Raw genomic sequence first — 15485 nt, 5'->3', positions numbered from 1 at the left:
ATACAGAACCCGCTCGGCGTGTAGCCCTCGGCGTGTCGTCCTCTGTTGTGGCACTTACGATTTGGGCCGATCACGTTTACGCTGTTCGCGCAAGGTCGACTGGACTAGAACTCCGGCGGCGTGTCGCCAACCCGGTAGGCCTCGATGGCGTCGAGGTTCGCAAACAACTGATCCACGGTCAGCCCGTGGACGAAACCGTCCTCGCCCGTGCCGACCAGCACCAACTGTGCCTGCTCGGGGTCTGACACCCAGATCCTGGTTACCGGCTCGCGAACGTCGTCCTCGGCGAGTTCGACGCCGGACGGCGGAAAGTACCATGTGATGAATTCATCGCCCGAGAACTCGTCGTCGTATTCCCAACCGCGCGGGGCGATTTCCTCCGTAATGCGGGCGATCCCCACGACCTCGGCTTGCAACTCGTCGGGCAGCCAACGGACATTGCGCGCCGACTGCCGCTTCTTGCGTCGTGCCTTCTTGGCCGCGGTCTGTTTGGACATGCCAGGCCCGCTAGCTCAGTGCCTGATCCAGATCGGCGATCAGGTCCTCGGTGCCCTCCAAGCCAACCGAGATGCGCACCACGCCGTCGCCAAGCCCGATAGCCGCCCGACCTTCAGGCCCCATTGCGCGATGCGTGGTGGTGGCTGGATGGGTGATCAGTGTCTTGGCATCGCCCAGATTGTTGGAGATGTCGATGACGCGCAGTTTGTCCAGCACCTCGAAGGCGCGGGCCTTCGCAGACCCTGCTTTCCCAGCGGAGAGTTCGAACGTGACCACAGTGCCGCCGCCGCGCATCTGCTTGCGCGCCAGCTCGTATTGCGGATGCGACTGTAGGAACGGGTATTTCACCCAGTCAATCCCGGAAACACCCTCGAGGAACTCCGCCACCTGCTGCGCGGAGCGATTCGAGTAATCGACCCGAAGCGACAGCGTCTCAAGGCCTTTCAGCAACGTCCAGGCGTTGAACGCACTCATCGCCGGGCCGGTGTGCCGCATCAACTGCTGCACCGGACCGGCGATGTATTCCTTGTCGCCCAGGATGGCGCCGCCGAGTACCCGGCCCTGGCCGTCGATGTGCTTGGTGCCCGAGTACACCACCACATCGGCGCCCAGCTCCATACCCTGCTGCAGCAGTGGGGTGGCAAAGACGTTGTCCAGCACCACTTTTGCACCGACGGCATGTGCCAGCTCGGACACTGCGGCGATGTCCACCAGCGACTGCATGGGGTTGGACGGCGTCTCGAAGAAGACTGCGGTGGTCGGCACCGACAGCGCTTCCTCCCACTGAGACAGGTCATCACCGTCGACGAACACTGTCTCCACGCCCCAGCGCGGAAGGATCTCGTTGCACACCACGAAGCACGAACCGAACAGGCTGCGCGCCGCGACCAGCCGGTCCCCCGACGCGAGCAACGCACCCAGGGCGGTGAACACCGCCGACATGCCGGTCGCGGTCGCGAAACAGGCCGGTGCACCCTCGATCAGGCGCAGCCGTTCCTCAAACATCTGGATGGTCGGGTTGCCGTAGCGCGAATAGACGTACCGCTCGATCTCGCCGGTGAAGGCCTGCTCGGCCGCGGCTGCGGACTCGTAGACGTAACCCGAGGTCAGGTACATGGCCTCGGCGGTTTCTTCGAACTCCGAGCGCAGCAGGCCGCCGCGCACTCCGATGGTGGCCTGGCCTACCCCGTCCGGCAGCTGCTTGGGCACCCGGACAGAGGGGATCCCATCGCTATTGAGTTGTGTCACGACTGCACCCACGGAAGTCCGATAGCCCGCCAGCCGTTGCCACCCCGATGCCGGTGCTGGTCGAGGTCGCCCTCGAACCCTTCCAGCACGTTGTAGGAGGGTGCGATGCCGGCTGCCGTCGCAGCTTCGGCCGCCCCGATGGATCGGTTGCCCGAGCGACACAGGAACACCACCGGCCGCCCGCCGGGCGTCACGCCGGCCGCCAACAAATCATCGACGAAACCATCGTTGTGCCTACCGTCGCTGCTGTTCCACTCGATGTACACAACGTCACGTCCGAGGCTGGAAATGTCCGGCACGCCCACCCAGCGCCACTCGGCGTCGGTCCGGCAGTCGACCAGCACAGCCTCGGGGTTGTCGCTGAGCAGATCCCATGCCTGCTGCGGCGTGATGTCTCCCGCATAGCTCACGAATGCGAGTCTGTCACAAACTAACTTGCGACCGGCGAGCACACCTTCCACGCCCCGTCCTCGCGAACCAATGCCACCGGTGCAGTGGGCTTGGTATCCGGCGTCTTGTCGAAGTGGTAGGTCAGGGTGGCAGTCGCCTTGTCGCCGTCGAAGCGGATGTCGGACACCGAGTCGACGTAGCGCTGGCCGTTCTTGGCCACCGAATCATGTTGTTTGGCAAGCACATCTGCCTCGGTGCCGTACTGGGCTTTACAGGTGTAGGTCTGGAACCGTGAGTAGTCGCCGCGCTGCAGGCCGTCGTTCTGGCCCACCACCGCGCGGCGGACGTCCTGCTCCGGCGTCGGTCCGTCTTTGCCGAAGACCCCAATGGTGTTCAGCACCACGATGAAGATCACCACGATCACGATGAAGCCCAGCGCCGCGAGGAACGGCACCATGGTCGGGCGGTCCGCTGGATCGGGTTCGGGTTCTGCCGCGCTCACACCCGGTTCCTTCGCATCGCGGCCGACACCTGGCGCGCCCGGTCGCGGGCTCGCAACACATCCGGTGCCGTCGCCAACGCCACACATACGTCGCTGGACAACCGGACGTCGCTCTCGGCGATGACCAACGCGTCTGCAACAGCATCGGCAGCGCCCTGTTCCGGGCTGCTCACCTCGCCTGCTGCCGGCGAGATCATGATGGTGTCCACCGGCAGGCCCAGGATGGCACGTGCATGCAGTTCGAACTGCGATAAGCGCTGAGAACGCGTGGTGACGAACCCGGCGCCCGTCAGCAACGGATGCACGGCCGCGAAGTACACCTCATCGCCACCATTGGTCTGGTTGCCGTCACTGCCCACCATGAGATCCACGGCGAACAGTCCATATCCACCCACGCCGTTGACAATGCGGGCGGCGATCGAGCGTGCCGCATCCAAAGCCGACGCCGACAACTCGTGCGGCTGCCACAGCTCCAACGGCCCGCCATTGATCCGGCGACGCCCGATCGGCTCGCAGAACTGCACCACCGCACCACCGGCGGGTCCGCGGCCACGAACGACCAGCAACGTGAATTCAGTGTCGACCTTTACTTCGGTCTCGGCCATCACCCGGTCAGAGTCGGCGGCGGCAACCACGCGCTCCCAGATCTCGTCGACGTCGTCGAGCGTGGTCAACACAGATCGGCCGTTGGTGCCCATATCGGATGCGGGTGAGACCGTCAGCGGCAACCCAGCATGCTCGGCCACCGCGGTGAGTTCGTCCACCGATCCGGCGAACCAGAACGGTGCCGTCGGCAGACCGAGTTCATCGGCTGCCAGCTTGCGCAGCCGCTCCCGGTCAGAGGTGACCCGCAGCGCATCCGGCGCCGGGAACACCTCGACGTCCGATTCGCTCAGTGCGTCCAGCACGTCCGCGGAGACCTCGGCAGACTGCACCACGACGACCTGCGGCTCATGCCGGTCGATCAACCCACGCAAGGCGGTCTCCCGGTCCGGTAGCGCCTCGGCGATCACCGTGGCACCCAACCGCTGGAACGCCAGCACCAACTCGCTGCTCAACTCCCCGGTGCCGAGCACCAGAACCGTCGTCCGGTTCACCAACTCATCAACCCATCTCCCCGTCGCTTCGCTCGCCCAGGCCCAATCTGATGTCGACATAGCACCACCGCCAACTCTCCCCCGGCTCCAACGACCGCATCACCGGATGACCAGTGAGCCGGAAATGCTCGCTGGCATGCCGGTGCGGACTGGAATCGCAACAGCCAACCTGTCCGCAGGTCAGGCACATTCGCAAATGCGCCCACGTATTCTCCCCGAGTGCCGCGCAAGCCCCGCACCGACCGGGTGTCTGCGGCTCGGGCTCGGGTCTCTGGGCGGCCTCGGCCAGGTGGTCGCAGGTGGAGGGCGCGTCGTCATGCGGGCGTGTTCGCCGCGATAGCCTCCGTTTCCCAAGCATGCTGAACAAGGATAGGGCGGGCTGAGCGAGGAGGTTTGACGACATGGGTGCCCCACTGCTGGCGGTGCTGGTTGCCTCGGTGCTGCTGGCCGCTCTGGCCCGCCGATACGACATCTCAGCTCCACTGGGTCTGGTGGTCGTGGGCCTGGCCGGAGGGATGATCCCCGGCGTACACGGCATCGAGATGCAGCCCGACCTGGTCATGTTCGTGGTGCTGCCGCCGCTGCTGTGGTCAGCCGGGCTGGGCAGCAGTTATGTGGCGTTGCGCAAGAACGTCCGAACGGTCGGCCTGTTGGCCGTCGGTCTGCCGCTGGCCACCACGTTCGTGGTCGGCATCGTGGCGTTCCACACCGTCCCGGAGCTGACCTTGGCCGCGGCGCTGACGTTGGGCGCCATCGTCGCGCCGCCCGACGCGGTGTCGGCGACGGCAATCGGCCGCAGGCTGGGGCTGCCACGGCAGATCATGACCCTGCTGGGCGGCGAGAGCCTGTTCAACGACGCCACCGCGCTGACCGCCTACAAGGTCTCACTGGCCGCCGCTGTCGGTGCTGCCACAACATGGACCGGAGCACTGGGCACCTTCGCGCTGGCCGCCGTCGGCGGCATCCTGGTCGGGCTGCTGACCGGCCTGCTGATCGAGTACATCCGGACCTGGCTGGACGACCCGCTGGTGGAAAGCGCCATCGGTCTGGTCGCCCCGTTCTTCGTCTACTGGCTAGCCGAGGAGGCGCACGGCTCGGGGGTTATCGCTGTGGTGGTGGCGGCCGTCCTGCTGGGCCAGCGCTCCACCCATGCCACCTACGCCACCCGCCTGCAGGACGACGCGGTGTGGAAGGCCGTGACGCTGATCCTGGAATCGTTCGCCTTCCTGATGATCGGCCTGCAGCTGCCCCAGGTCATCGACGAACTGACCGGAATCCGCGCCGCGACGCTGGCGATCGCCTCGGCCGCGGTACTGGCGACCGTCATCGCGGTGCGGATCGCCTGGGTGTACTTCATGGCGTACGTGCCCCGGGCGCTGTGGCCCCGGATCAATGAGCGCGAAGCGCGGCCCACACCTTCGCAGGTGTTCATCGTCGCGTGGGCCGGCATGCGCGGCGTGGTGTCGCTGGCGGCCGCCTTCGGTGTGCCGATGTCCACGCTGTCTGGTGCGCCCTTCCCGGGCCGGCCCCAGTTGGTGTTCCTGACCTTCGTCGTGGTGATCGGCACGCTTCTGCTGCACGGCCTGACGCTGCCCTGGTTGATCAGGATGCTCGACGTGAGCAGCGAGGCTCAGGTGCACCAGGACGCCCTGAAAGAGGCGGCCGCGTCGACCCGCGCTGCCCAGGCCGCTGCCGATCGACTGGATGAATTGCTGGCCCGCGGTGACGACTCCAACGTCCAGCAGCAGGTCGGCACCGTGTTGCACCACTGGAACGACCAGCGCCGCAACGCCGTATGGGAGCGCCTGGGCCGCAGCGACGATGACATCGGCGAAAGCCCGGCGTCGGCACTGCGGCGGATGCGGGCGGAGATGCTGGCCGCCGAACGCGCCACATTCATCGCCGAACGCGACGCCGGACGCATCGATGACGAGGTGCTGCGGGCGGTGCTGCACGGGCTGGACCTGGAAGAAGCGGCGCTCAAGCGCGACTAGGGCCGGGTTTGGCTGGGCTACTGCCCGGCTCGCACGGCGCGGACTGGTAGCCCCAGCGGTCAACGTCCGTATGACGAATGTGTCGGAAGCCGTCGACATTTTCGACGGAGCTCGACAGGAGCCGTCACATTCGGCATAGCACCTCGACGGCAGCACCACCCAAATCCGCCGGCCATTTCTGCGCAATACCACCACTTTTGACGCACGCGAGACCATGATTGGTCTATGCATATCGAGGCCGATCGGGACGCCTGCATCGCTTCCGGCAATTGCGTGATGGTTGCCGGGGCGCTGTTCGATCAGGACGACGACGGCGTCGTCGTGGTGCTGGCCGACGAGGTTCCGGCCGCCGAGGCCGATCACGCCCGCGAGGCCGTCAAACTCTGCCCGGCGTCGGCGCTGCGCGTGAATTGATCGCAGCCGCCCTTGACCGACCCACTGCCGCGGCCTAATCTACAACCAAATGGTTGTAGATTCGTTCACCGATGAGGAGATCGACCGGATCTTCCACGCGCTGGCCGATGCCACCCGCCGCGACATCGTCACCCGCACGATGCACAGCGACCAGTCGGTCAGCGCACTGGCGCGCGGCTACGACATGAGTTTCGCCGCGGTGCAGAAGCACGTCGCGGTACTGACGGCGGCGGCCCTGGTTCGCAAGGAACGCCGAGGTCGCGAGCAGCTTGTCCGGGCGGTCCCGGAAACCCTGCGACGCGCCGAACAGCTGTTGCAGCGCTATGAAGCACTGTGGCGCGACCGCGCCACAGCTATCGAGGCCATCCTCGCCGAGGACGGATACGGCCCGAATCAACCGAGAGGACACCGATGACCGTCGTCAGCAGCGACATCGACGCACAGGCACTCACCCTGACCTTCGTCACGGAGTTCAGTGCGCCGCCTGAGCGGGTGTGGCAGGTATGGGAGGACCCCCGTCAGCTGGAACGGTGGTGGGGTCCGCCAACCTGGCCGGCCACTTTCACCCGGCACGAGCTGACACCCGGCGGTGAGTCTCGCTATCACATGACCGGCCCCGAGGGGGAGAAAGCACCGGGCTGGTGGCGCACCGTCGAAACGCAGCCACCGCACCGACTGGTCGTCGAAGACGGATTCTCCCGCCCCGACGGCGAACCCGATCTCGACATGCCCACCATGCGCCTGGAGGTGTCCTTCGAAGGGGTCGACGGCGGCACCCGGATGACCATCCTCACCCGGTTCACCGACGCCGAACAGCTGGAGAAGGTGACCGCGATGGGCATGGTCGAGGGCATGACCGGCGCCCTCAGCCAGATCGATGCGCTGTTGGTCTGACCTGACGAAAACCACTGCGAGACAGGAGAACCCGACTCTTGCCCGAAACCATCCAGCCGTGCCTCTGGTTCAACGACCAGGCCCGCGAAGCCATGCAGTACTACGTCGAGGTGTTTCCGAATTCACGGATCATCTCGGTGGAGGAATACCCCGACGCGGCCCTCGACGAACACTTCGCCGGCATGTCCGGCAAGGTCCTCAATGGGCGATTCACCCTCAACGGAATCGAATTCGTCTGCCTGGACGGCGGGCCGATGTTCACGTTCAACGAGGCCATCTCGTTCGTGATCCGGTGCGCCGACCAGGACGAGATCGACGCGTACTGGTCCAAGCTCTCGCACGTGCCCGAGTCCGAGCAATGCGGGTGGTGCAAGGACAAGTTCGGCATCAGCTGGCAGATCATCCCCTCGAACATGGACCAACTGCTGGGCAGGCCAGAACAGGTGCAGGCGATGATGCGGCAGAAGAAGATCGTGATCGCCGAACTCGAAAACGCCTAGCGCAGATCAAGCCGGCCTCAGTCGTCACCCATGATCACCCCGGCCCGCACCAACAGCAGCACGCTGACCACCAACACCCACACCGGGAAGGTCAGCACAATCCACAAACTGACGTCCCCGGCGATCAGATTGCCCACGGCCACAACATAAGTCAGGACCACCAGCCACTTGGGCATCAGTCCGGTCTTGAGCCAGATGGTGGCCGACGAGATCATGAAGACCGCAGCCATCCGCAGCGCAAAGGTGCTGGCCAGGGCGATCAACAGAGCGCGGCCGAATTCCATGACCTCGTCGTGCACACCGGACACGAGGCCCGAATGGCTCACCGCCATCAGGCCGGCCCCCACCGCGGTCGAGGCAAAAATCATCGACAGAAACACCAGGCCACTACCGAGGAAAACCGATGCGAAGAATTTGTCCTCCAGTGCCCCGAACCCGTCGCGCAACACACCGATGAACCAGAGAAAAGCGATGCCGGCGAACGGCATCAGCACGCCCGCCACCCGCAGCCGAATACTCGAATCGTCGAAGAACTGTGCACCCCGCTCGGCCCCTTCCGGCAACGCGGTCCTGATGCAGATCAGTGCCACACCGAACAGCAGCGCGAACAGCACGCCGGCAATGGCGGCCGCATGTGGCGTGGTCAGTCGGCTACGCGGGCCAGCGGTGGCTTTCACGCCGTCATCGTCGCACCTCGAGAGGGCTTTCGGGGGGCAATAACACGGTGCGACACCGCAGTTCACGCTTCGCGGCGCGCGTCGGGTAAACGGACTACGGTGGAATTGTGACCCTGGGCAACCGAATCCGAGTCATGTACAGGCGAGACAGATGACGCTCTACGGTCCGGACACCTCGAACAACAACTTCAATTCGGTGGGCGCAGCCACCGCGTTCGTATCGCAGCTGCCCGGCCAGGGCTTCTCCTGGATCACGCAGAAGGTCTCCGAGGGCGACTACTACGTGGACCCATACTGGCCGGTGATCTCGCAATGGTGCGTGCAGAACAAATTTCCCTGCATCGGCTACCACTACGTCACCACCAACGACCCGGCATCGCAGGCTCGCACCTGGCTGCACAACAACGGCGGCCGCTACGCCATGCTCGACTTCGAGGCCAATTCCGGTGACATCACCAACTTTTGGGCGGTGGTCGACGCCTTCAACAACGCCGGCGTCTTCATCTCGCTGTCCTACATCCCGCACTGGTACTGGCAACAGATCGGATCACCGGACCTGTCCAAGGTGCCGGGCCTGGTTGCGTCGAATTACGTTGGCGGCAGCGGCTTTGCGTCCACGCTGTACCCGGGCGATGCGTCACGTTACTGGGCGCCCTACGGCGGCGCCACCCCGCAGATCCTGCAATTCACCTCGTCTGCCCTGGTCGGCAATTTGCTGGTGGACTGCAACGCATTTCGGGGGAACGTCGACCAATTGATCGCGCTCTTCCAGGGCCGCACCGCCAACGCAGTCAAGCCCAGCCCGTCACGGCTGGCCGGGTAGCAACCTGATCATCAAACCGTTGGCCTCGGCCAGCAGATTCCCTTCGGGGTCATACAGTTCCGACGCGACGAATGCCTTGCGCCCCTCAGCCTCGGTGACCCGGCCCTTGGCAGTCAGCGGGACATCGATCGGGGTGACCTTGCGGTAATCGACGTGCAGGTAGGCGGTTCGGCTGATCGGCCGACCCGCGGCGTGGATAACCATGCCGAACACCGAGTCGAACAGCAGCGGCAGTACGCCGCCGTGCACCGCGTAGTTGCCGCCGACGTGATAGCGGCTGAACGTCACGCGCAGCTGGACCTCGTCGGGCTCGAACTTGTCGACGAACCAAGGCGGCATCAGCAGACTGCCTGCCCCCGGGAGCGACGGCACCCGGTTGGCCGGGCCGACGCCTTCGCCCGCCTGGAAGGGGCCGAGCAGCTTGACCAGTTCTTCTACCCGGTCGGCGGCGTCGTCCCAGGTGTCACTGTCCGGGTTGGCCGATACCGCCAGGTCCTGCAGCCGCCGCATGCCCTCGACAAATCGACCAAAACCGGGACCGGGATCGGCGGCCTCAAAGACCGGGAAGCCGCCGTGCTGGTCCATGAAGCCTTCGGTCACCCCAGCACATCCCGGCGGACGATCGTCTGGTCACGGCCGGGACCGACGCCGATGCATGAAACATGTGCTCCGGCAAGCTCTTCCAGCCGCAGCACGTAGTCCCGGGCCTTGGCCGGCAGCTCGTCGAAGGTGCGGCACTCGCTGATGTCTTCCCACCAGCCAGGCAGTTCCTCGTAGATGGGCTCGGCTTTGTGGATGTCGACCTGCGTCATCGGCATCTCGTTGGTGCGCTTGCCGTCCACGGTGTAGCCCACGCACACCGGCACCGTCTCCAGGCTGGACAACACGTCCAGCTTGGTCAGGAAGTAGTCGGTGATGCCGTTGACCCGAGTGGCGTACCGGGCGACGACGGCGTCGAACCAGCCGCAGCGCCGAGCGCGGCCGGTGGTAACACCCACTTCGCCGCCGGTCTTGGCCAGGTACGCGCCGTGGTCGTCGAACAGCTCCGTCGGGAACGGACCCGAGCCCACGCGCGTGGTGTACGCCTTCAGGATGCCCAGCACGGTGGTGATGCGGGTCGGCCCAATGCCTGAGCCGACGGCTGCGCCGCCCGCGGTCGGGTTCGACGACGTCACGAACGGGTAGGTGCCGTGGTCGACGTCCAGCAGGGTGCCCTGCGAGCCCTCAAGCAGCACGATCTCGTCGCGCTCGAGCGCCTCGTTGAGCAGCAGCCGAGCGTCCGCGATGCGGTGCTTGAAGCCCTCCGCCTGCGCCAGCAGGTTCTGCACCACGTCGTCCGGGTCGAGTGCCTTGCGGTTGTAAATCTTGACCAGCACCTGGTTCTTGAACTCCAGGGCAGCCTCGACCTTGGCGGCGAGCTGCTCTTCGTCAAGCACGTCGGCGACTCGGATGCCGATGCGGGCGATCTTGTCCTGGTAGCAGGGGCCGATGCCGCGGCCGGTGGTGCCGATTTTCTTGCTGCCCGCGTACCGCTCGGTGACCTTGTCGATAGCCACGTGGTACGGCATCAACAGGTGTGCATCGGCCGAGATCAGCAGCTTCGAGGTGTCTACGCCACGGTCTTCGAGCCCGGACAGCTCGGTGAGCAGCACGCCCGGATCGACCACGACACCGTTGCCGATGACGTTGGTGACCCCGGGCGTCAAGATGCCCGAAGGTATGAGATGAAGGGCGAAGTTCTCGCCGGTGGGTAGTACCACCGTGTGCCCGGCGTTGTTACCGCCCTGGTAGCGCACTACCCACTGCACCCGTCCACCGAGCAGGTCGGTGGCTTTTCCTTTGCCCTCGTCGCCCCACTGGGCCCCGATGAGCACGATTGCCGGCATCGATTTGTCTCCCGCTTTACCTGCCTAAATACTGTGGCAGCCGGTGAGCAACCTTATCCCAGCGAGCCGTGAGGAGAGGCCTTGACCGCCAGAGACGTCCCCGGAGATGTCGTGGTGCTGCTGTTCGACGGCCGCCGGTTGCCCCGTTCGTTGACCGGTCTGACGTGCGTCGAGGTGTCTGCGCCGGACGACCTGACAGTCCCCGAACAAGTGGCCCGGGTGATCGTCGTCGGCGGGCATGTCGCTTTGGCCGCCACCCTGAGCCGGCTGCTGCGCGACGACCTGCTCGATGTCGAAGTCGGCTTCGTCCCGCCCTGGCGACCAACCCGGTGGGGTGTCGCACATCGTGCCAGAACTGGTGCGGCGCAACGGGTTCCCTTGATCCGCGACGAGACCGGCGCGGTGATCGTGCGGTCGGCCCGGTGGCTACCGTCGCGTGATGCGGCCATCACCGGCGAGGCCGTGGTCGATGACACCGTGCTGTTCGACGGGCAATCCACAGGCGTCGAAATCGAGCCGCTGCCCCAGGTGCCCGGACTACGGGCGCGGACGCTGGGCACCGGTGCCCGTGGGTGGGTGAGCGGTCGAGCCGTCCAAATTGGCAGCACGGGCTTGCTCATCGAGCGAGACGGAGTGACTGCGCCGCGCCCGGCCCGACGGTCTGCGTTTTACCGTCACATCCAAGGCTGGCTCCGAGTCGGCTAGGTTTCTCCTGGTGAGCATGCCAACGAAGCATGGAGTTCGGCCCAGCCCGCTGTTCTGGGGAATCGTCGCGCTGACCGGACTAGGCGGTGGCATCGCGTGGGCCGCCGGTTCCGAAGTCCGGCCCCTGGCCTACGCCGGTGTTTTCGTGTTCGTCATCGCAGGCTGGACCGTCTCGTTGTGTCTGCACGAGTTCGGTCACGCCTACACCGCGTGGCGCTTCGGCGACCGCGACGTCGAGCTGCGCGGCTACCTCACACTCAACCCGCTCAAATACGCGAACCCGCTGCTGTCACTGGGGCTGCCGGCTCTGTTCATCGCGCTCGGCGGTATCGGTCTGCCGGGCGGGGCCGTGTATCTACGCACGTCATACATGACCAAGCGGCAACGGACCTTGGTGAGCCTGGCGGGCCCTTTCGCGAACCTGGTGCTGGCGGTGGTGATCCTGGCCGTGACCGCCTCGATGTACGACGTCCAAGCCCACGCCGTGTTCTGGGCCGGCGTGGCCTACCTGGGCTTCCTGCAGGTCACCGCGCTGCTGCTGAATATGCTGCCCATTCCCGGGCTGGACGGCTACAACGCGTTGGAACCGCATCTGAGTTACGACACCCAGCGGGCGCTGCAGCCGGCCAAGCAGTGGGGCTTCATGGTGCTGATGCTGCTGCTGATCGCACCGCAGTTGAATCGGGCGTTCTTCACGCTGGTGTACCACCTGGTGGCGCTGTCCGGCGTGCCTGTGCGCCTGGCGATGATTGGCGGCGCCCTCACCCGCTTCTGGTCCTGATCCCCCTGTGATTTGTGCACATCCTAGGGCGCTGAGCGCCCTTTTTCGTGCACAAATCACGGTGCGGCTTGCGACATATGCGTAGTTACGCATACATTGAGCCCATGGGCGCCGGACATGACCACAACCACGGCGCGAATGCCCGCGTCAGCCGCATGCTCATTGCCGCGGCAGTGCTCACCGTCTTCTTTGTCATCGAGCTGACCACTGCGCTGCTGATCAATTCGATCGCGCTGCTGGCCGACGCCGGCCACATGCTGACCGACCTGGTAGCCATGTTCATGGGGCTGACGGCCGTCACGCTGGCCCGCCGCGGGTCGACGTCCGCAGCCCGCACCTACGGCTGGCATCGCGCCGAGGTGTTCACCGCCGTTGCCAATGCGGTGCTGCTGCTGGGGGTCGCGGCATTCATCCTCTACGAAGCCGTCGAACGACTCGGTGATGCGCCGAAAATCCCCGGCGTGCCGATGATCGTCGTCGCTCTGGCCGGGTTGCTGGCCAACGCCATCGTCGTCCTGCTGCTGCGCTCGGATGCCGCGAACAGCCTGGCCGTCAAGGGCGCCTACATGGAGGTCGTCGCCGACACCGTCGGCAGCCTCGGCGTCCTGATCGCCGGCATCATCACCGTCACCACGGGCTGGCCCTACGCCGACGTCGTGGTCGCCGTGCTGGTGGCGCTGTGGGTCCTGCCGCGAGCCATCTCACTAGCTCGCGCGGCCCTGCGCATCCTGTCCGAATCCTCACCCAGCCACATCGACGTCGACGAGTTGCGCGCGGCACTGGCCGCCGTCGACGGCGTCACCGATGTGCACGACCTACACGTGTGGACCCTGGTGCCCGGCAAGGACATGGCCACCGCGCACCTGACCTCCAACGGCGACTCAGCACAGGTACTGCAGTCCGCCCGCGCTGTGATGGCCGCCCGGGGACTGGCGCACGCCACCGTCCAGGTGGAGCCACCAGAGTCCGACGGCTGCCACTGCGACGCGGACTGAGTTAGAGACCCAACTCGGCGCGCGCTGCGGGGTCGCAGTCCTCGAGCAGTTCGAGGCAGCGCAGGTACTCGTCGTGCTCGCCGATGGACTCGGCGGCCCGAGCCAGTGCGGCTACGCAGCGCAGGAATCCACGGTTCGGTTCGTGCGAAAACGGCACGGGCCCAAAGCCCTTCCAGCCGTTACGGCGCAGCTGATCCAGGCCCCGGTGGTACCCGGTACGGGCGTACGCATATGCGGTGACCGGCTGGTCGGCAGCAAGCGCAGCCTCCGCCAACGCCGCCCACGCCACCGATGCCGACGGATGCGCCGCAGCGACTGCAGTCGCGTCCTTGCCGGCGTCCAGATCGTCCTCGGCCTCGATGTCACCAGGCAGCAGCACCGGCTCAGGTCCCAGCAGATCACCCATTCGTGTCATGACCGCTATTGTGCCGTGCAGTCGATCGACGTATTACCGGAGTCGGGCGATTATGCTCCTGCGCAGAAGTCGAGCGCGATGCTGGAGACGTTCAAGACCGGGAGGACGATCACCCTCATGTCTAACCCAGCCGCGACCTCGAACCCTTCCGGGCCGAACCGCGATCGCGGTAAGACGGGGCGTGGCCGGGATGCGGAATTCGCAGCTGCCGAAGCCGAAATAACCGAAGTCTTCGAACCCGCCGCCGACCCGGATACTGATCCGGCCATCCTGGTGCGTCGCTACACCGCGCCGTCCAGCTTCGACGGCAACACCCAGATCATCAATCCGGTGCCCGATCCGGAGACCGAGCTGATGCCACCGGCGGGGTCTCAGGTGATCCCGGGGACCATCAAGACGCCGCGCAACCGACGCAGCTGGGGCTGGGTGATCGCGCTCGTCCTGGTGATCGCAGCGATCACGGCGGTGGCCATCCTGGCCACCGTGATGCTGACGCACAAGAACTCGGCCCTAAACGCCGAATGGCCACCTACGACACAGAATTTCGCAATTCACGTGTCATAAGTGGCCACTGCCCAACTGGTCTAGCCGGCAGACACGCTCCGGCTGGTGCTGTGCAGGTCATTGCAAGCCTCGATGACACGCGCGGTCATCGACGCCTCAGCCTTCTTCAGGTAGCTGCGCGGATCGTAGACCTTCTTGTCGCCGACCTCGCCGTCGACCTTCAACACACCGTCGTAGTTGGTGAACATGTGTGCGGCCAGCGGGCGGGTGAAGGCGTACTGGGTATCGGTGTCGACGTTCATCTTCACCACGCCGTAACGCAGCGAATCCTCGATCTCCGACTTCAGCGAACCCGAGCCACCGTGGAAGACGAAGTCGAAAGGCTTTGCGTCAGAAGGCAATCCGAGCTTGGCGGCGGCCACCTTCTGGCCCTCGGCCAGCACCTCGGGCTTGAGCTTGACGTTGCCCGGCTTGTAGACGCCGTGCACGTTGCCGAAGGTCGCGGCCAGCAGGTACTGGCCATGCTCACCGGCCCCCAGCGCGTCGATGGTCTTCTCAAAGTCCTCGGGCGTGGTGTACAACTTCTCGTCGATCGCGCCGACGACACCGTCCTCCTCGCCACCGACGACGCCGATCTCAACCTCGAGGATGATCTTTGCGGCCGACGTCAGCTTCAGCAGCTCCTGGGCGATCTGCAGGTTCTCATCGATCGGAACGGCGGAGCCGTCCCACATGTGCGACTGGAACAGCGGGTTCTGGCCCTTGGCGACGCGCTCGGCGGAAATGGCCAGCAGCGGGCGCACATAGGTGTCGAGCTTGTCCTTGGGACAGTGGTCGGTGTGCAGCGCGACGGTGATGTCGTACTTGGCGGCGACGATGTGTGCGAACTCGGCCAGCGCGACCGCACCGGTGACCATGTCCTTGACGCCCAGGCCCGAACCGAATTCGGCTCCGCCAGTGGAGAATTGGATGATGCCGTCACTGCCGGCATCCGCGAAGCCCTTGATGGCGGCATTGATGGTTTCCGACGATGTGCAGTTGATCGCCGGGAACGCGAACGAGTGCTCCTTGGCGCGGGCCAGCATCTCTGCGTAGACCTCTGGCGTGGCGATGGGCATGGACATTCCTCTCAGCGAAACCGTGCAGTCCAGGCCAGTATTGC

The 15485-nt window shown here is 65.4% G+C and carries 21 protein-coding genes; 10 read left to right on the top strand and 11 right to left on the bottom strand.

The features are described 5' to 3' along the window. Positions 1-104: 104 nt before the first annotated feature. From M2432_RS07355 to M2432_RS07330, 6 genes are read right to left on the bottom strand one after another with little or no spacing between them, the layout of a single operon-like run. Complete coding sequence (locus tag M2432_RS07355; RefSeq protein ID WP_280826094.1) at positions 105-497, bottom strand: hypothetical protein; 393 nt, start codon at positions 495-497, stop codon at positions 105-107. A gap of 10 nt (positions 498-507) precedes the next feature. Continuing rightward, entirely contained in the window at positions 508-1722 is a 1215-nt protein-coding gene (locus M2432_RS07350; RefSeq protein ID WP_280826188.1) for an O-succinylhomoserine sulfhydrylase, read from the bottom strand. A 20-nt stretch (positions 1723-1742) separates the two neighbouring features. Further along, the gene (locus tag M2432_RS07345; RefSeq protein WP_280826093.1) at positions 1743-2156 is read right to left on the bottom strand and encodes a rhodanese-like domain-containing protein; all 414 of its coding nucleotides are present in this window, start codon (positions 2154-2156) and stop codon (positions 1743-1745) included. 20 nt (positions 2157-2176) lie between these two features. Further along, positions 2177-2593 carry a lumazine-binding protein gene (locus M2432_RS07340; RefSeq protein ID WP_280826187.1) on the bottom strand — a complete coding sequence of 139 codons (417 nt, stop codon included), beginning with the start codon at positions 2591-2593 and terminating at the stop codon, positions 2177-2179. Positions 2594-2634: 41 nt separating this feature from the next. After that, positions 2635-3795: an ATP-grasp domain-containing protein gene (locus M2432_RS07335; protein WP_280826092.1), complete on the bottom strand. Its 1161-nt coding sequence runs from the start codon at positions 3793-3795 to the stop codon at positions 2635-2637. Next, positions 3743-4093 carry a UBP-type zinc finger domain-containing protein gene (locus tag M2432_RS07330; protein ID WP_280826091.1) on the bottom strand — a complete coding sequence of 117 codons (351 nt, stop codon included), beginning with the start codon at positions 4091-4093 and terminating at the stop codon, positions 3743-3745. The genes M2432_RS07335 and M2432_RS07330 overlap by 53 nt, the downstream gene beginning before the upstream one ends. Positions 4094-4136: 43 nt before the next feature. On the opposite strand from M2432_RS07330, the gene M2432_RS07325 reads away from it, so the two are divergent. The 5 genes from M2432_RS07325 (at position 4137) to M2432_RS07305 (ending at position 7537) form a co-directional block, all read left to right on the top strand. After that, on the top strand, positions 4137-5729 hold the full coding sequence (locus tag M2432_RS07325) for a Na+/H+ antiporter (RefSeq protein ID WP_280826090.1): 1593 nt from the start codon (positions 4137-4139) through the stop codon (positions 5727-5729). Positions 5730-5954: 225 nt separating this feature from the next. Next, positions 5955-6143, top strand: a complete 189-nt coding sequence (locus M2432_RS07320; protein ID WP_280826089.1) for a ferredoxin — start codon at positions 5955-5957, stop codon at positions 6141-6143. Positions 6144-6192: 49 nt separating this feature from the next. Next, positions 6193-6558: a helix-turn-helix domain-containing protein gene (locus M2432_RS07315; protein ID WP_280826088.1), complete on the top strand. Its 366-nt coding sequence runs from the start codon at positions 6193-6195 to the stop codon at positions 6556-6558. Beyond that, the gene (locus tag M2432_RS07310) at positions 6555-7037 is read left to right on the top strand and encodes an SRPBCC domain-containing protein (RefSeq protein WP_280826087.1); all 483 of its coding nucleotides are present in this window, start codon (positions 6555-6557) and stop codon (positions 7035-7037) included. Before M2432_RS07315 ends, M2432_RS07310 begins: the two co-directional genes overlap by 4 nt. A 38-nt stretch (positions 7038-7075) precedes the next feature. Further along, complete coding sequence (locus M2432_RS07305) at positions 7076-7537, top strand: VOC family protein (protein WP_280826086.1); 462 nt, start codon at positions 7076-7078, stop codon at positions 7535-7537. A 17-nt stretch (positions 7538-7554) separates the two neighbouring features. On the opposite strand, the gene M2432_RS07300 is transcribed toward M2432_RS07305, so the two are convergent. Continuing rightward, complete coding sequence (locus tag M2432_RS07300; protein ID WP_280826085.1) at positions 7555-8214, bottom strand: hypothetical protein; 660 nt, start codon at positions 8212-8214, stop codon at positions 7555-7557. A gap of 151 nt (positions 8215-8365) precedes the next feature. Between M2432_RS07300 and M2432_RS07295 the strand changes: the two genes are divergently transcribed. Beyond that, positions 8366-9037: a hypothetical protein gene (locus M2432_RS07295; protein WP_280826084.1), complete on the top strand. Its 672-nt coding sequence runs from the start codon at positions 8366-8368 to the stop codon at positions 9035-9037. Here the strand turns inward: M2432_RS07295 and M2432_RS07290 are convergent. After that, entirely contained in the window at positions 9020-9622 is a 603-nt protein-coding gene (locus tag M2432_RS07290; RefSeq protein ID WP_280826186.1) for a PaaI family thioesterase, read from the bottom strand. The genes M2432_RS07295 and M2432_RS07290 overlap by 18 nt on opposite strands. Before the next feature lie 11 nt (positions 9623-9633). Continuing rightward, on the bottom strand, positions 9634-10923 hold the full coding sequence (locus tag M2432_RS07285) for an adenylosuccinate synthase (protein ID WP_280826083.1): 1290 nt from the start codon (positions 10921-10923) through the stop codon (positions 9634-9636). An 81-nt stretch (positions 10924-11004) separates the two neighbouring features. Here M2432_RS07285 and M2432_RS07280 point away from each other — a divergent pair, with 81 nt between their 5' ends. From M2432_RS07280 to M2432_RS07270, 3 genes are all read left to right on the top strand, one after another. Next, positions 11005-11628, top strand: coding sequence for a peptidase M50 (locus M2432_RS07280; protein WP_280826082.1), 624 nt, complete (start codon positions 11005-11007; stop codon positions 11626-11628). 16 nt (positions 11629-11644) lie between these two features. Further along, positions 11645-12409, top strand: coding sequence for a site-2 protease family protein (locus M2432_RS07275; RefSeq protein ID WP_280826185.1), 765 nt, complete (start codon positions 11645-11647; stop codon positions 12407-12409). A 104-nt stretch (positions 12410-12513) separates the two neighbouring features. Further along, positions 12514-13404 carry a cation diffusion facilitator family transporter gene (locus M2432_RS07270; protein ID WP_280826081.1) on the top strand — a complete coding sequence of 297 codons (891 nt, stop codon included), beginning with the start codon at positions 12514-12516 and terminating at the stop codon, positions 13402-13404. Position 13405: 1 nt separating this feature from the next. Here M2432_RS07270 and M2432_RS07265 read toward each other — a convergent pair whose 3' ends face one another. Continuing rightward, positions 13406-13819, bottom strand: a complete 414-nt coding sequence (locus M2432_RS07265) for a DUF3151 domain-containing protein (protein WP_280826080.1) — start codon at positions 13817-13819, stop codon at positions 13406-13408. 117 nt (positions 13820-13936) lie between these two features. On the opposite strand from M2432_RS07265, the gene M2432_RS07260 reads away from it, so the two are divergent. Beyond that, positions 13937-14383, top strand: a complete 447-nt coding sequence (locus M2432_RS07260) for a hypothetical protein (protein ID WP_280826079.1) — start codon at positions 13937-13939, stop codon at positions 14381-14383. A gap of 20 nt (positions 14384-14403) precedes the next feature. Here the strand turns inward: M2432_RS07260 and fbaA are convergent, their stop codons facing one another. After that, a complete protein-coding gene (gene fbaA, locus M2432_RS07255; RefSeq protein ID WP_280826078.1) occupies positions 14404-15441 on the bottom strand; it encodes a class II fructose-bisphosphate aldolase in 1038 nt (345 codons plus the stop codon). Positions 15442-15485 lie beyond the last annotated feature (44 nt).

This window comes from Mycobacterium sp. OTB74 (assembly GCF_029892685.1).
GTDB lineage: Bacteria > Actinomycetota > Actinomycetes > Mycobacteriales > Mycobacteriaceae > Mycobacterium.
Note: the sequence above shows the minus strand (reverse complement) of the source record. Positions and strands in the feature narration are given on the sequence as shown.

Bases quoted from the DNA above. Each gene is read 5' to 3' on its own strand.
- M2432_RS07320 (WP_280826089.1), top strand. From the start codon at position 5,955: ATGCATATCGAGGCCGATCGGGACGCCTGCATCGCTTCCGGCAATTGC.
- M2432_RS07260 (WP_280826079.1), top strand. From the start codon at position 13,937: ATGTCTAACCCAGCCGCGACCTCGAACCCTTCCGGGCCGAACCGCGAT.
- M2432_RS07290 (WP_280826186.1), bottom strand. From the start codon at position 9,622: ATGGACCAGCACGGCGGCTTCCCGGTCTTTGAGGCCGCCGATCCCGGT.
- M2432_RS07310 (WP_280826087.1), top strand. From the start codon at position 6,555: ATGACCGTCGTCAGCAGCGACATCGACGCACAGGCACTCACCCTGACC.
- M2432_RS07335 (WP_280826092.1), bottom strand. From the start codon at position 3,795: ATGTCGACATCAGATTGGGCCTGGGCGAGCGAAGCGACGGGGAGATGG.
- M2432_RS07355 (WP_280826094.1), bottom strand. From the start codon at position 497: ATGTCCAAACAGACCGCGGCCAAGAAGGCACGACGCAAGAAGCGGCAG.
- M2432_RS07275 (WP_280826185.1), top strand. From the start codon at position 11,645: ATGCCAACGAAGCATGGAGTTCGGCCCAGCCCGCTGTTCTGGGGAATC.
- fbaA (WP_280826078.1), bottom strand. From the start codon at position 15,441: ATGCCCATCGCCACGCCAGAGGTCTACGCAGAGATGCTGGCCCGCGCC.
- M2432_RS07325 (WP_280826090.1), top strand. From the start codon at position 4,137: ATGGGTGCCCCACTGCTGGCGGTGCTGGTTGCCTCGGTGCTGCTGGCC.
- M2432_RS07330 (WP_280826091.1), bottom strand. From the start codon at position 4,093: ATGCTTGGGAAACGGAGGCTATCGCGGCGAACACGCCCGCATGACGAC.
- M2432_RS07265 (WP_280826080.1), bottom strand. From the start codon at position 13,819: ATGACACGAATGGGTGATCTGCTGGGACCTGAGCCGGTGCTGCTGCCT.
- M2432_RS07315 (WP_280826088.1), top strand. From the start codon at position 6,193: ATGGTTGTAGATTCGTTCACCGATGAGGAGATCGACCGGATCTTCCAC.
- M2432_RS07295 (WP_280826084.1), top strand. From the start codon at position 8,366: ATGACGCTCTACGGTCCGGACACCTCGAACAACAACTTCAATTCGGTG.
- M2432_RS07285 (WP_280826083.1), bottom strand. From the start codon at position 10,923: ATGCCGGCAATCGTGCTCATCGGGGCCCAGTGGGGCGACGAGGGCAAA.
- M2432_RS07340 (WP_280826187.1), bottom strand. From the start codon at position 2,593: ATGGTGCCGTTCCTCGCGGCGCTGGGCTTCATCGTGATCGTGGTGATC.
- M2432_RS07270 (WP_280826081.1), top strand. From the start codon at position 12,514: ATGGGCGCCGGACATGACCACAACCACGGCGCGAATGCCCGCGTCAGC.